At 62.6% G+C, this 15,059-nt stretch carries 10 protein-coding genes; 7 read left to right on the top strand and 3 right to left on the bottom strand.

Going from position 1 to position 15,059, the window contains the following annotated elements; all coding sequences use genetic code 11:
• Entirely contained in the window at window positions 1-903 is a 903-nt protein-coding gene (locus SAZ10_RS01080; RefSeq protein ID WP_318607308.1) for a sugar phosphate isomerase/epimerase, read from the bottom strand.
• A gap of 537 nt (window positions 904-1,440) precedes the next feature.
• On the opposite strand from SAZ10_RS01080, the gene SAZ10_RS01075 reads away from it, so the two are divergent.
• The 3 genes from SAZ10_RS01075 to SAZ10_RS01065 all read left to right on the top strand — a co-directional run bounded on the left by SAZ10_RS01075 (window position 1,441) and on the right by SAZ10_RS01065 (window position 4,575).
• Entirely contained in the window at window positions 1,441-2,496 is a 1,056-nt protein-coding gene (locus tag SAZ10_RS01075; protein ID WP_318607307.1) for a sugar phosphate isomerase/epimerase, read from the top strand.
• Window positions 2,497-2,573: 77 nt separating this feature from the next.
• On the top strand, window positions 2,574-3,746 hold the full coding sequence (locus SAZ10_RS01070; RefSeq protein ID WP_318607306.1) for a Gfo/Idh/MocA family oxidoreductase: 1,173 nt from the start codon (window positions 2,574-2,576) through the stop codon (window positions 3,744-3,746).
• A gap of 163 nt (window positions 3,747-3,909) precedes the next feature.
• Complete coding sequence (locus SAZ10_RS01065; RefSeq protein ID WP_318607305.1) at window positions 3,910-4,575, top strand: response regulator transcription factor; 666 nt, start codon at window positions 3,910-3,912, stop codon at window positions 4,573-4,575.
• Between the two features lie 7 nt (window positions 4,576-4,582).
• Here the strand turns inward: SAZ10_RS01065 and SAZ10_RS01060 are convergent, their stop codons facing one another.
• Together SAZ10_RS01060 and SAZ10_RS01055 are read right to left on the bottom strand one after the other, a co-directional pair.
• Window positions 4,583-5,923: a hybrid sensor histidine kinase/response regulator gene (locus SAZ10_RS01060; protein WP_318607304.1), complete on the bottom strand. Its 1,341-nt coding sequence runs from the start codon at window positions 5,921-5,923 to the stop codon at window positions 4,583-4,585.
• Window positions 5,924-6,074: 151 nt separating this feature from the next.
• On the bottom strand, window positions 6,075-7,241 hold the full coding sequence (locus tag SAZ10_RS01055) for an FIST N-terminal domain-containing protein (RefSeq protein WP_318607303.1): 1,167 nt from the start codon (window positions 7,239-7,241) through the stop codon (window positions 6,075-6,077).
• 246 nt (window positions 7,242-7,487) lie between these two features.
• Here SAZ10_RS01055 and SAZ10_RS01050 point away from each other — a divergent pair, with 246 nt between their 5' ends.
• The 4 genes from SAZ10_RS01050 to SAZ10_RS01035 all read left to right on the top strand — a co-directional run bounded on the left by SAZ10_RS01050 (window position 7,488) and on the right by SAZ10_RS01035 (window position 15,016).
• A complete protein-coding gene (locus SAZ10_RS01050; protein ID WP_412535133.1) occupies window positions 7,488-8,666 on the top strand; it encodes an efflux RND transporter periplasmic adaptor subunit in 1,179 nt (392 codons plus the stop codon).
• Entirely contained in the window at window positions 8,663-11,815 is a 3,153-nt protein-coding gene (locus tag SAZ10_RS01045; RefSeq protein WP_318607302.1) for a multidrug efflux RND transporter permease subunit, read from the top strand. The genes SAZ10_RS01050 and SAZ10_RS01045 overlap by 4 nt, the downstream gene beginning before the upstream one ends.
• 214 nt (window positions 11,816-12,029) lie before the next feature.
• Window positions 12,030-12,521 (top strand): (2Fe-2S)-binding protein, encoded by a 492-nt coding sequence (locus SAZ10_RS01040; RefSeq protein ID WP_318607301.1) that lies wholly within the window; start codon window positions 12,030-12,032, stop codon window positions 12,519-12,521.
• Window positions 12,522-12,661: 140 nt separating this feature from the next.
• Window positions 12,662-15,016, top strand: coding sequence for a xanthine dehydrogenase family protein molybdopterin-binding subunit (locus SAZ10_RS01035; protein ID WP_318607300.1), 2,355 nt, complete (start codon window positions 12,662-12,664; stop codon window positions 15,014-15,016).
• Window positions 15,017-15,059 lie beyond the last annotated feature (43 nt).

Below are 15,059 nucleotides of genomic sequence, written 5' to 3'. Positions count from 1 at the left end.
TCAGTTCGGCATCTTCTTGCCGATCAGCGGCAACAGCGTCTCGGCAGTGATGCGCATCTGGTCGGTGTAGAAGCTCTCGGTGAGCAGGCTGGAGCCATGATCCTGGATGAATTTCAGCTGCTCGGGTGAGATGTCGACCGGGTTGCGCTCGACCATGTCCGGATAAGGAGCCGCCGGCGTGCGGTCAACCGGTGCGACGAACTCGTTGGTGAGGGCGCCGTTATAGCCGACTTCCTTCAGCGTGCCGACGATCTTTGGCCAGTCGATCATGCCGAGCCCTGCCGCGAAGCGGTTGTTGTCGGCCACGTGGAAATCGAACAGCCTTTTCCCGGCTTGCCTGATGGCGTCGTGGACGTTGAACTCCTCCATGTGCAGGTGGTAAGCGTCCAGGCATACCCCGCATTCGGGCGATACGGCGTCGGCCAGCGCGAGCGCCTGCGCGCCGCGGTTGAACAGATAGGTCTCGAAGCGATTCAGCGGCTCGATCGCCACCTTGACGCCGACCTTCTTCGCATGCGCGAAGCACTCGCGAGTGGCGTCGACCACCCATTTCCACTCTTCCTCGGGCGTCCCGTCGGGAACGACCTTGCCGACCGTGGCCGGGACGAGCGTGATGATCTCGCCGTCGAGCTCGCTCACCATGGTGAGCACGTCCTTCACATATTGCACCGAGCGCTCGCGCTGCCCCTGGTCCTTCGCGGCAAGGTTGCGCTCGCCCAGCATCAGGGTCACGGCGCCCCAGCATCGGATGCCGTATTCCTTGAGAAGTTTACGTGTTTCGGCCGTCTTGTACTGCTCAGGCTCGCCGGAGATTTCGATTGATTCGTAGCCGAATTTCTTGATGCGCTTGAGTGTGGTTTCCAGCGGTTCGGCCCGCATCCAATTGTGCGTCGAAAGATGCATTCTCTTCCCTTTTCCAGAGTTCGCCTGACCATGGCGCCCGCACGTCGCGGGAATACCGCTCCTCCCTGCAAGGCACTCCAGTTTTTTGCCAAACTGGTTCTACCAATTAGGTGTGGCCAAATTACTATAGCATTTCGGAATGTGCCGCAAGAAGGCGCGGCATCCTGGTCAGATTGTAGGAAAATGCGTGGAATATCATGGTATTGCGGTAATCACTCAAGTTTGGTTTTCGCCTCCATCTAAAATTGTATTTTCTTGACCTGATCGCCGGATTTGGTATTACCAGAGACGGGTAGGGGCATGTGGCGTGGAAGCCGATGGCGTCGGGTGGGGCGCCATCGGCTTCGCACGTTTGGGAAGAGGGCCAGGCGGCGAGGTAAAAGGGCAGGGCAGGGAAGATTTCGGCTGCTTGTTAAGCCCATCGCCACATTGCCACGCTGCCTGCTGTCTCCCGATCTTGCCGGCCCCTCCGGGCCGTGGGAGTAATCGAGGAAGATTCAAGGCGCCAAGCGCCGAACGACAGGCGAGGAGAGGAACATGCCGTCAACCATGAAGGGTCCCGCGATATTTCTGGCGCAGTTCGCCGGTGACACAGCGCCGTTCAACAGTCTGCCGGCGATCGCTAAATGGGCCGCGGGGCTCGGCTACAAAGGCATTCAGATACCGACCTGGGACGGTCGCCTGTTCGACCTCGAGAAGGCTGCGAAGTCGAAGGCCTATTGCGACGAGGTGAAGGGCATCTGCAAGGATGCCGGTGTCGAGATCACGGAGCTGTCGACGCACCTGCAGGGTCAGCTCGTCGCCGTGCATCCAGCCTATGACAGCGCGTTCGACGCTTTTGCGCCGGCCGCCGTCCACAACAACCCGAAGGCGCGGCAGAAATGGGCGGTCGAGCAGGTGAAGAGCGCGGCCAAGGCATCGCGCAATCTCGGTCTCGACGTCTCGGTCTCGTTCTCCGGCGCGCTCGCCTTTCCCTATCTCTATCCATGGCCGCAGCGTCCGGCTGGTCTGATCGAGGAAGCCTTTGCCGAACTCGGCCGCCGCTGGAAGCCGATCCTCGATGTATATGACGAGAACGGCGTCGACATCGGCTATGAGATCCATCCCGGCGAGGACGTCTTCGATGGCGCGACCTTCGAGATGTTCGTCGATGCAGTCGGCGGCCATAAGCGTGCGAACATCAACTACGACCCGTCGCACTTTCTTCTGCAGCAGCTCGACTATCTCGCCTTCATCGACATCTATCATGAGCGCATCAAGGCCTTCCATGTGAAGGACGCCGAGTTCAATCCGGACGGTCGCCAGGGCGTCTATTCCGGTTATCAGAGCTGGGTGAACCGGGCCGGGCGCTTCCGTTCCCTGGGGGACGGCCAGGTGGATTTCGGCGGCATCTTCTCCAAGCTCGCGCAGTATGACTACGACAGCTGGGCCGTGCTCGAATGGGAATGCTGCCTGAAGCATCCCGAAGACGGCGCTGCCGAAGGCGCGCCATTCATCGCCAACCACATCATTCGCGTCACCGAGAAGGCGTTCGACGATTTTGCCGGCGGCAAGACCGACAAGAAGCAGATCAAGGCGATGCTGGGGATCTGAAACGGCATCTGTTTAGGACTGAGCTCTTTCAGACTCTCCGAAAGGAGAGCCAAATCATTGCGAGGGAGGATTTCTCGATGGCAATCGAAGGCAGGAGCGAGAAGGCGGAAGGGCCGATCCGGCTCGGGATGGTGGGCGGAGGGCAGGGGGCCTTCATCGGCGGCGTGCACCGCATTGCAGCCCGCATGGACGGCGAGTTCCAGCTCGTCGCCGGCGCGCTGTCGTCAGATCCGCAACGGGCCAGGGCGTCGGCTGCAGAGCTCGGCCTCGATCCTGAGCGGAGCTACGGCTCCTTCCAGGAGATGGCCAAGGCCGAAGCCAAGCGGGGCGACGGCATCGAGGCGGTCGCGATCGTCACGCCGAACCACATGCATTTCGCGCCGGCCAAGGCGTTCCTAGAGGCCGGCATCCATGTGATCTGCGACAAGCCGCTCACCTCCTCCCTCGCCGACGCCAAGAAGCTCCAGGCGATCGTCGAGAACACCGGCAAGGTGTTCGTGCTCACCCACAACTACACCGGCTACCCGATGATCCGTCAGGCGCGCGAGATGGTCGCCAAGGGACAGCTCGGCGATATCCGCGTGGTGCAGGCGGAATATCCACAGGACTGGCTGACAACCAACATCGAGACGACAGGCCAGAAGCAGGCCTCCTGGCGCACCGATCCCAAGCGGTCCGGCGTTGGCGGCTCGACCGGCGACATCGGCACACATGCCTATAATTTGGCGCGCTTCGTCACTGGTCTGGAGCTCGATTCGCTTGCGGCCGACCTCGATTCCTTCGTCGAAGGGCGCCAGCTCGACGACAACGCCCACGTGCTCCTGCGCTTCAAGAGCGGCGCCAAGGGCATGATCTGGGCGAGCCAGGTCGCGCCGGGCAACGAGAACGGCTTGAAGCTGCGCGTCTACGGCACCAAGGGCGGGCTGGAATGGACACAGGCTGACCCGAACTATCTATGGTATACGCCGTTCGGCGAGCCGAAGCGGCTGCTGACGCGTGCCGGCGCGGGGGCGGGGCCCGCGGCAGCGCGCGTCACCCGCGTGCCGTCCGGCCATCCGGAGGGCTATCTCGAAGGCTTCGCCAACATCTATGCCGAGGCGGCGCGGGCGATCCGTGCAGCGCGCCGGAAGGGCGGCAAGCTGCCGAAAGATGTGGTCTTCCCGACGGTCTATGACGGCGTCGAGGGCGTCGCCTTCGTTGAAGCCTGCGTGAAATCGTCCAAAAAGAACGGCGCCTGGACGAAGCTCTAGGGAATTCTGCAGCCCACTGTACTATTTGGCAGTGATCATCCGAGTCAGATAGAACTATCCTGTTCGTATGATCATGGGAGCCAGCGATGCCGGGCGACCAATACCCTCTGCGGCGGGGCGCGAAGCATCGGCGGGTCCCGCGTTTGCCGAAAGGACCGGTGCGATGACCGGGCAGGAGAGCGCACGCTTCCTGATCATCGATGATCATCCGCTGTTCCGCGAGGCGCTGCAAAGCGCGGTGCAGCTCGAGTATCCAGAGGTGGAGACGGTCGAGGCGCGCACGGTTTCCGAAGCGCTCGGCCTGCTCTCGGGGCCGAAGCTCTTCGATCTTGCTCTGCTCGACCTCAGCATTCCAGGCGTCCACGGCTTCGAAGGTCTGCTCCAGCTGCGCACGCGGCATCCGCAGCTGCCGGTCGTCATCGTCTCCGGGCATGAGGAGCCGAAGATCATTTCCGAGGCGCTCTCCTACGGGGCAGCCGGATTCATCCCGAAATCGGCGCGAAAGAGCGTACTGGCCGCCGCGATCCGCCATGTCATGGAGGGGGCGATCTATACGCCTGAAGGCTATGGCGCGCCCGCCGATGATTGCGATTCGGCCGACCGGGCCGAAATGGTGCGGCGGCTCGCAACTCTCACACCGCAGCAGCTGCGCGTGCTGCAGATGCTGCGCCAAGGCATGCTGAACAAGCAGATCGCCTACGAGCTGCAGGTCGGCGAAACGACCGTGAAGGCGCATGTCTCGGAAATCCTGCGCAAGCTCAACGTCTACAGCCGCACCCAGGCGGTGATCGAGGTCTCCAAGCTGGACAACGCCGACCTGTTCCGCTGACGGCGCCCTAAGCCAGCAAATGCGCCAGCAACGCCCGGAGCTGAGCGGGCTTCACAGGTTTCAGCATCAGTTCCGCGCCGGTCGCGCGCGCCACGCGCTCCATCTCGTCGGAGGCGTCGGCAGTGATGATGAGCGCCGGCACGTTGCGCTGAAGGTAAGCGCGGGTTTGATTGACGGTCTCCGTGCCGAGTTCACCCTGATCGAGATGCTGGTCGGCAATGATGATGTCGGGGAGCCAGGCGGTGTCGCCAAGGTGGTGGAGCGCGGCGTCGTTCGAGACCGCGGCACGCACGTCGCATTGCCAGCGCTCGAGCAGCACGCGCATCGCCTCGAGCACCTGGCTGTCATTGTCGACCAGAAGCACCTTGGTGCCGAAGAGGCCATAGCCGCGTGGCCGCTCGACGTCCGTTGCCGGCGCGTTGCCGTCGGTCCTCACGGGAGCACCGATCGGAAGCTCGAGCCGGAACACCGTGCCGTGACCGACCACCGAACGAAACGTTATCTTGTGACCGAGTGCATCGACCATGCGCCGCACGATCGAAAGACCCAGTCCCAGTCCGCCGCCGGACAACTCGCCATGCGCGGTTATCGGCCCGCGATGGAACTCCTCGAAGATCGCCTGATGCTGGTCCGCCGGAATGCCGCTGCCCGTATCGGCGATCTCGACCAGCACCATCCCGCCGCGCTGCCTCACTCCGACCAGCACGCCGCCCGCACTGGTATAGCGCAGCGCGTTGGAGACGATGTTCTGCAGGATGCGGCTGAGCAGAGTGCGATCCGAGCGCACGGTCAGCGCGGTAGGCCGGAATCTGAGCCGCAACCCCTTCTTGGCTGCGAGCGGCTGAAAATCCGACCTCAGGGCCGCAAATAGCGGCTCGAGCGGCACGTTTGTCACTTCCGGGCGCACAACGCCGGCATCGAGCTTGGAAATGTCGAGCAGGGTCCGCAGCAGATCGTCCATGGTTTCCAGCGAGCGCTCGACCTGGCGGACGAGCTTCTTGCCTTCCTCGCTCGTCTGTAGATCGGCAAGCGCCGACATCGACAGATGCGCGGCGTTGAGCGGCTGCAGCACGTCATGGCTCGCGGCTGCCAGGAACCGCGTTTTCGACAGGTTGGCGCGCTCGGCATTCTCCTTCGCTGCGACCAGATCCAGATTCGATTGCTCGAGCCGCCGCAAGGTGGCGCGCAGCTCCTCGGTACGCGCCTTGACCTGGCCTTCCAGGCTGATCGTCGCCTGGAACAGGGTGAAAGCGTTCCCGTGCTGCTCCATTGAGCGCTCAACGCGCGAGATCAACGCCTGATTGATCTTCTTCAGCCGGTCGATGTCATTGATATCGTGAATGGCCATTGCAGGAAACTCAGCGAATAGCGAATAGTGAGTAGCGAATAGTGAGTGACGCTAAATCTGCGGGCCAGCGTTTCGCGTTTCTTTTTCTTGCGTAGGCCTGACTAGTCACTGTTCACTACTCGCTATTCCCTACTCGCTATTCGCAGGGATCTCACTCGACGGCTTGTTTGAGGCCGAATGCGATGCCGGTGAGCGTCTGGTTGAGGTGCATCGAACGGTACTGCTCACCGTAAGTACCGAAACCGATCACATTGTTGGCGCGGTAGAGTTCCGACATGTCACGGAAGACCTGCCTGTTGCGGGCGTCTAACCGGCGGAGCACGCAATCGAAGGCGAGCACCATGTCGAGACCGCCGAGCCGCTCGCCAAGCTCCTTCAGCGCGTTTCGGGTAGATTCCACCATGCCCTTTGGCTGTGCGATGGAGAGCACGATGCCGTCGTCGATGGCGCAGAAGAAGGACAAGGAGCCGTCGGCATTCACCTTCTGGATGGAGCGGCAATAGTATTCGCCGCCCACGCGCACGACCACTGGGTGGGAGGCGAAGCTCATCGGCGTGAGCTGATCTGGCATCACGCCGACGGCTGCCGCGTATTCCACGGCCGCGCTCGCTGCATTGAACTCGCGGACGATGCGCCGGTCCGGGTCCGACTCGGTCACGACCAGCTTCTTGGCGGTCGGCACGAAATTTTCCGATTTGAAGACATGGAAAGGGACGTCGGTCGCGACGAGCAGAATGATCGCGCAGTTCGATGCGACGCGGCCGTTGCTGACGAGCGTCGTTTTCTCGAAGCGCAGGTCGTCGCCCGCGGAGCCGCCGATCAGCGGGATGTCATCGAGCGCCCAATGGAAGGCGGCCGTCACCGCCTCCTCGGCGAAGGACAGGCCGTCAATCAGAGAAAGCGCGAAGCGGCGAAGGCCCCGCCTGCCATTGGCTCGTTCGGCGAGTTCGCACTTCAGCCGTTCGACGATTTCCGTCAGGCCATCCATGCTGGTCGCACGTATGTTTTCGATCATAGCCGAGACGACCGTGAAGCGCTCGGCAGGAAGCAGAATTGCAAGCGCTTCGCCGTCGCTTATGCCCGTCGGCGTCATCTCTCCGGCGGTCGTGCAGCCGGCATGCGCCAGGGCAGGCGCATGTCTCTCCATCGCCGCGGCAAGGGCCTCGGTCTCGAAGGCAAGGAGCGAATGGAACAGGAAGGCAAAGCTGGAACGGTGCTTTTCGGCTGCTTCTGCTACAGCCGCCGCAAACTCGTCGGCTGTCCCTCCGGCGAACGAGACAGCTGCAATGCCGCATGCATATTGGGCGCACGAGTGCACGGCTCGAACGTTCCTCCAGCATCTTCCTCCGGCAGTCTGGGGCGCCGGTGTGCATGGATCATCGTCTCGGAAGGGAGATTTGGCAATGTCCATCCGCAGCCGATTTGGCCGACGGCGGGGGCTTGTTGCTGGAAGCCCTATGGCGGCGGATGCGCAGCCCCCCTTAATATGGGATGAACAAGCTAGCTCACTTCCGCTACGGCCTGCCGTCAAGTAAACTTGGGAAAGCGTTTGGAGGGCACGCCGATGGCGAGAAAGCTCCACCGTATGCGAAGGGCCGCGCTGGCTATCGGCGTTGCGTTCGCGGCAGCAGCGACGATCTCGGCCTGCAGCGAGAAGAACGCCTATGTTGCGCCTCCGCCACCGAGGATCGATGTCGCCCTGCCGGTCAAGCAGACCGTGACGCGGTATCTCTACGCCACAGGCAACACGGTTGCGGTGAACGACATTGCGCTGGTGGCGCGCGTGCAGGGCTTCCTACAGGAAATTGACTATAAGGACGGCGACGAGGTCAAGGCGGGGACCAGGCTATTCGTCATCGAGCAGGAACCCTATCAGCTTGCCCTCGAGCAGGCGCAGGCCGGGAAGGCCGCTGCGGATGCTTCCGTGAAGCAATCCCAGGCCGACTATCAGCGCCAGGTCGACCTTCTCAAGCAGAGGGTCGTCGCGCAGTCGACCGTGGATCAATCGGCTGCGGCGCGTGATGCGGACCTGGCCAAGCAGAAGCAGTCCGAAGCCGACGTCAAGCAGGCCGAGCTCAATCTGAGCTATACCGAAGTCAAGGCGCCTTTCGACGGCCTGGTCACGGCGCGGCAGGTATCGGTCGGCGAGCTTGTCGGCACCGGCGGCGCCACCACGCTCGCAAACATCGTCCAGCTCGACCCCATCTACGTGAATTTCAACGTAAGTGAACAGGATGTGCTGCGCATTCGGGCCGCCATGGCCAAACGCGGTCTGAAGCCTCAGGATCTCAAGAAAGTGCCGGTGGAAATCGGGCTGCAAACCGAAGAGGGATATCCCCATAAGGGGTTGCTCGACTACGCTTCGCCGACGGTCACAGCCTCCACGGGCACTTTGGCGGCGCGCGGCGTATTCGACAACAAGGGCCGTCCGCTCCTGCCGGGCTTCTTCGCGCGCGTGCGGGTGCCGCTCGGCGCTGAACCCGACATGCTGCTCGTTCCGGATCGGGCGATCGGCAGCGACCAGAGCGGCCGTTATCTGCTCATTGCCGGCAAGGACGACGTGGTCGAGCAGCGCACCGTTCAGATCGGTCAACTCGTCGGCGAGCTGCGTGTGATCACTGCGGGCATCAATCCCGATGATCGCGTCGTCGTTTCCGGCTTGCTGACCGCCGTGCCCGGTCAGAAGATCGAGCCGCAGATGAAGACCCTGACTGCCGCCGCGACGGATGGCGTCGTGCAATGATCTCCAAATTCTTCATAGAGCGACCGGTTCTGGCGAATGTCATCGCCATCCTCATGGTCGTTATAGGCGTCGTCTCGCTTCTTGTGCTGCCGGTGGCGCAGTATCCGAACGTGGTGCCGCCAACGGTTTCAGTGACGACCCGCTACCCGGGGGCCAGCGCGCGCACCGTGATCGACACGGTGGCGCTGCCGATCGAGCAGCAGGTGAACGGCGTCGAGGACATGATCTACATGCAGTCCTTCGCCGGATCGGACGGCAGCTACAACCTGACCGTCACCTTCGCGATCGGCGCCGACCTCGACAAGGCGCAGGTGCTGGTGCAGAACCGGGTATCCGCCGCGCTCGCGGCGCTGCCGCAGCCGGTTCAGGTGCAGGGCGTCAACGTCCAGAAAAAATCCACCTCGATCCTCGAGATCGTGACGTTGACCTCCCCGGACAACAGCCGCGACAGCCTCTATCTCAGCAATTACGCCACCATCAACCTGAAGGACGAGATCGCCCGGCTGCCCGGCGTCGGCAGCGTCACCGTGTTCGGCGCCGGCCAGTATTCGATGCGCATCTGGCTCGATCCGGAGAAGATGCAGGCACGCGGCCTCACCGCCCAGGACGTCATCCAGGCGCTGCAGCAGCAGAGCGAACAGGTCACGTCCGGCCAGGTCGGTGCGCCGCCGGCGCCGGGCAACCAATCCTTCCAATATACGATCGAGGTGCAGAGCCGGCTCGACAAGCCCGACCAGTTCGGTGCCGTCATCGTCAAGACCGGTTCGAACGGTGACTTGACGCGCGTGCGCGATGTCGGCCGTGTCGAGCTCGGTGCTCAGACCTACAGCCAGTTCTTCAATCTCGACGGCAAACAGGCGGCCGGGATGGCCATCTTCCTGGCGCCCGGCGCCAACGCGCTCAACGTGGCGAAGCAAGTCGACGCGCGGATGCAGGAACTGTCGAAGGCGTTCCCGCAGGGCGTCACCTACTCCATTCCGTTCAACACCACGATCTTCGTCAGCCAGGCCATCAACGAGGTCTACAAGACGCTGATCGAAGCTGCTGTGCTGGTGCTGATCGTGATTCTCGTCTTCCTGCAGGACTGGCGGGCGATGCTGGTGCCCGCCACAACGGTGCCGGTGACGATCATCGGCGCCTTCGCCGCCATGGCTGCGCTGGGTTTCTCCGTCAATCTTTCGACCTTGTTCGCCATCGTGCTCGCCATCGGTATCGTCGTCGACGACGCCATCGTCGTGGTCGAAGGCGCCGCTCACAATATCGAGCAGGGCATGTCGGGCCATGATGCGGCGATCGCCGCCATGAACGCGCTGTTTGGGCCGATCGTCGGCATCACGCTGGTGCTGATGGCCGTGTTCCTGCCGGCAGCGTTCCTGCCTGGTCTCACGGGACAGATGTATGCGCAGTTTGCGCTGGTGATCGCCGCCACGGCGCTGCTGAGCGCCGTCAATGCGGCGACGCTGAAGCCTACCCAGGCCGCGACCTGGCTGAGACGCCCCGTTCCGCTCGACCAGCGCAACTTCTTCTATCGGGGTTTCAACGCGGTCTACCAGCGTGCCGAGAACGGCTATGCCCGGCTGATAGGCTTGATGGTGCGGCACAGCATGATCGTCGGCATCATCGGCCTGATCGTCATCGGGCTTGCCGGCTATGGCATATCGCGCGTGGCAACCGGCTTCATCCCGGTCGAAGACCAAGGCTATTTGCTCGCTGCCGTGCAATTGCCGGACGGCGCCTCGCTCGGCCGCACGCAATCGACGCTGGATCAGGTTTCGAAAATAGCGAAGCAGACGCCCGGGGTGGACCAGGTCGTCACGATCGCGGGCGTGTCGCCGCTCGACAACAATGCCACGCTCGCCAATGCCGGCGTTGCCTATATCATCCTCAAGGATTGGAGCGAGCGCGGCAAGGGCGAGGACCTGCTTTCGCTCTATACGGGCTTGAACCGCAGCCTTGCCAATCTGCCGGACGGCACTGTCCTCGTTCTGCCGCCGCCTGCGATCCAAGGCATCGGCAATGCCGCAGGTTTCAGCATGCAGGTCGAGTTGCGCGATGGCAGCTTCGACCTCAACAAGCTTCAGGGTTCGACAAACGCCATAGTGAAGGCCGCTCAGACCCAGTCGGGCATCCAGCGTCTGATGGCGCCGTTCAGAGCCAATGTGCCGCAATATCGGCTCGACATCGACCGCGAGAAAATACAGAAGCTCGGGCTCACCACCGACGCCGTCTTTCAGACGCTCGCCGGATATCTCGGCTCGAGCTATGTCAGCCAGTTCAACAAGTTCGGGCGTGTCTTTCAGATCTATGTCCAGGGCGATTCCGAATTCCGGCTGAACACCGACGACATCGGCCGCCTTACCGTACGCAATCAGAATGGCGACATGATACCTCTGAGCACGGTGCTCTCCGTCACGCAGATCGTCGGTCCCTCGCTGATCAGCCTCTACAACCTCTATCCAACCGCCTCGATCACCGGCGTGCCGGCCGCAGGCTTCTCGTCGGGCGACGCGATGAAGCTGATGGAGGAGATCGCCGCAAAAACGCTGCCGCCCGGCACCGGCTACGACTGGACCGCGCTTTCGTACCAGGAGAAAATCGTCGGCGGCCAAATCTATCTGGTGTTCGGCATGGCATTGCTGCTGGTCTATCTGGTGCTCGCCGGCCAATATGAGAGCTGGCTTGCGCCGATATCCGTCCTGCTCGCCGCGCCCATGTCGCTGGTTGGACCCGCTCTGGTGCTCACGGGCCTGCACATCGACAACAATCTCTATGTCCAGATCGGGCTGATCCTGTTGATCGCGCTGTCGGCCAAAAATGCCATCCTGATCGTCGAGGTCGCGCGCGAGCTGCGTGCAAAGGGGACACCAATCATCGAATCGGCGGTCGAGGCGGCGCGAGCACGTTTCCGTCCGATCCTGATGACCTCATTCGCCTTCATCCTCGGCGTGGCTCCGCTGGTCGTGGCGACCGGTGCGGGGGCGAGCGCACGCAAATCCATCGGCATTACCGTCTTTTCAGGCATGATCGCATCGACCTGCCTTGCCGTGCTCTTCGTGCCCTCGTTCTTCGTGATCGTGCAGCGTTTCGAGGAATGGCGCGCCACACGAAAGGCGAAGGCGACCGCCAAGTCGGTGCAGCGTGCCGCCTGACCTCAGTTCGAAGCACGGGACCGGAATCCAATGGCCCCGGCCCTTCCTTGCTGTCGGCCGAAAGTACAATATACCCTTGCAACAGTGGGCAGCATTCTGGCTATACTCGGCACCCTGAGCAGGCCGAGTGGGGCAGAGCGCAGTCGCAACCCAGAACCTTGCGGGCCAGCCGGACACGCCGGTGGAATAAGCGCTTTTGAGGAGGAAAGTTTCGATGTCTGAAGTATCTCTTGTCGTCAACGGCCGTACGGTCGGAGGCGTCGTCGAGGACCGCACGCTGCTGGTCCATTTCCTGCGCGAAAATCTTGGCCTTACCGGCACGCATGTCGGCTGCGACACCTCGCAATGCGGCGCTTGCGTCGTCCACGTCGACGGCAAGGCGGTGAAGTCCTGCACCATGCTTGCGGCCCAGGCCTCAGGCTCGACCGTGGTCACCATCGAAGGGCTCGCCAACGGCGCCGAGCTGCATCCGGTCCAGGCTGCGTTTCGCGAGCATCACGGACTGCAATGCGGTTTCTGCACGCCGGGCATGATCATGGCCGCGGTGGACATGATCAACCGCCACCCGGCAGGTCTCGACGAGAAGACAGTCAGGGCCGAGCTCGAAGGCAATATCTGCCGCTGCACCGGCTACCACAATATCGTCAAGGCGATCCTCGCCGCGGCAGAGGCGATGGGGAAATCGGCGGCTAAGGCGGCTGCATAGGGCAACAGGGCAATAGGGCAATACGGCAATAGGGGAGTAGGACAGTAGGAGCGCGCGAGGGCAAATCCGCTATTCCCCTACTGCCTTATTGCCTTACTGCCCTACTGCCCTCCCGAAAGAATTCTGGGAGGAATCTTCAAATGGGCATCGAAGGCATCGGCGCACGCGTTGCGCGCAAGGAAGACAAGCGGTTCATCACCGGCCTCGGCCGCTATGTCGACGACATGGTCGTGCCGGGCATGAAGCACGCGGTGTTCGTGAGGAGCCCGCATGCACATGCCGAGATCGCCGGCATCGATGTTGCCGAAGCCAAGGCGATGCCGGGCGTCATCGACGTGCTGACGGGCAAGGAGCTGAAAGCGGACGGCATCGGCAACCTGATCTGCGGCTGGATGATCAAATCCCATGATGGCTCCCCGATGAAGATGGGGGCGTGGTCGCCGCTCGCGGTCGATCGCGTCCGCTATGTCGGCGATGCCGTTGCGATCGTGATCGCCGAGACGAAGGGACAGGCGCGTGACGCGGCCGAGGCCGTGGCCGTCAGCTATGACGAGAAGGAAGCGGTCACCGATTCTATCAAGGCATTGCAGTCCGGCGCGCCGCAGATCCATCCGGAAGCCGAGAACAACCTGGTCTTCGACTGGGGGCTGGGCGACAAGGCCGCCACGGACGCGGCGATCGCGCGGGCGGCGCATGTGACGAAGATGCATATCGTCAACAACCGGCTCATTCCAAACGCCATGGAGCCACGGGCGGCGCTCGGCCACTACGACAAGGCGGAAGATCACTTCACGCTTTGGACTACCTCGCAGAACCCGCATGTGGCGCGGCTCGTGATGAGCGCCTTCTACAACGTCGCGCCGGAGAACAAGCTGCGCGTGATCGCGCCGGATGTCGGAGGCGGATTTGGCTCGAAGATCTTCATCTACCCGGAAGAGATCGTCTGCTGCTGGGCCTCCAAGAAAACAGGTGTGCCGGTGAAATGGGTCGCCGACCGTACCGAGAGCTTCCTGTCGGACGCGCATGGCCGCGACCACGTGACCGAGGTCGAGATGGCCTTCGACGCGGACAACAGGATCATCGGGTTGAAGGTCGACACGATCGCCAATCTCGGCGCCTATATGTCGCTCTTTTCGTCCTGCGTGCCGACCTATCTCTACGCGACACTGCTGTCGGGCCAGTACGACATACCGGCCATTTATGCCAATGTGCGCACGGTCTACACCAATACGGCGCCGGTGGATGCCTATCGCGGGGCAGGGCGGCCGGAGGCCACCTATCTGCTCGAGCGCATGATGGAGACGGCCGCGCGCGAGCTCGGGCTTTCGCCGGCCGAGCTGCGCCGTAAGAACTTCATCAGGAGCTTCCCCCACCAGACGCCGGTGATCATGAATTATGACGCCGGCGATTACGATGCATCGCTCGGCGCAGCGACGAAGGCGGCAGACTATGCCGGCTTCCCGGCCAGGCGGGATGAGGCGAAGAAGCGCGGCAAGCTGCGCGGCATCGGCATGAGCTGCTATATCGAAGCCTGCGGCCTCGCGCCCTCGTCGGCCGTCGGCTCGCTGGGCGCCGGCGTCGGCTTGTGGGAATCGGCCGAAGTGCGCGTCAACATGGTGGGCACGATCGAGATCCTCACCGGCTCACATAGTCACGGCCAGGGCCACGAAACCACTTTCGCGCAGGTTGCTTCGGGGCGCTTTGGCATACCGATCGAGCAGGTATCGGTCGTGCATGGCGACACCGACAAGGTGCAGATGGGCATGGGAACATACGGCTCGCGCTCGGGTGCGGTCGGCATGTCGGCCATCGTCAAGGCGCTCGACAAGGTCGAGGCCAAGGCAAAGAAGATCGCCGCGCATCTGCTGGAGGCCGACGAGGGCGACATCGTCATCGAGAACGGCGAATTGAAGGTCGCCGGCACCGACAGGAAGGTGCCGTGGTCCCAGGTGGCGCTGTCGGCATATACCGCGCACAATTTGCCGGCCGGCATGGAGCCGGGGCTGAAGGAGACCTCTTTCTACGACCCGGCGAATTTCACGTTCCCGGCGGGCTGCTACATCTGCGAGGTCGAGGTCGATCCGGAAACCGGTCTGACGGAGATCATCCAGTTCGTGGCGGCCGACGATTTCGGCAACATCATCAATCCGATGATTGTCGAGGGCCAGGTCCATGGAGGCATAGCGCAAGGCATTGGCCAGGCGCTGCTCGAGGGCGCCCATTACGATCCGACAAGCGGTCAGCTGCTGACGGCGAGCTATATGGACTACACTATGCCGCGCGCCAGCGACCTGCCGTCCTTCCAGGTATCGACCTCGAACACGCCGTGCCCGAACAACCCGCTTGGCATCAAGGGCTGTGGGGAGGCCGGAGCGATCGGGTCGCCGCCGGCTGTCATCAACGCCATCACCGATGCGATCGGCAACAATGAGCTTGCAATGCCGGCCACGCCGCAGACGGTTTGGAAGGCGTTGAAGGCGGCAACGAGGCATTGAAAAAGGGAATAGGGGAGTGAGGGAGTAGGGGAGTAGGGCAGCC

This window comes from Mesorhizobium sp. BAC0120, assembly GCF_033542235.1.
Classification (GTDB): domain Bacteria; phylum Pseudomonadota; class Alphaproteobacteria; order Rhizobiales; family Rhizobiaceae; genus JAWRCU01.
This window is presented reverse-complemented; position numbering and strand designations above follow the sequence as displayed.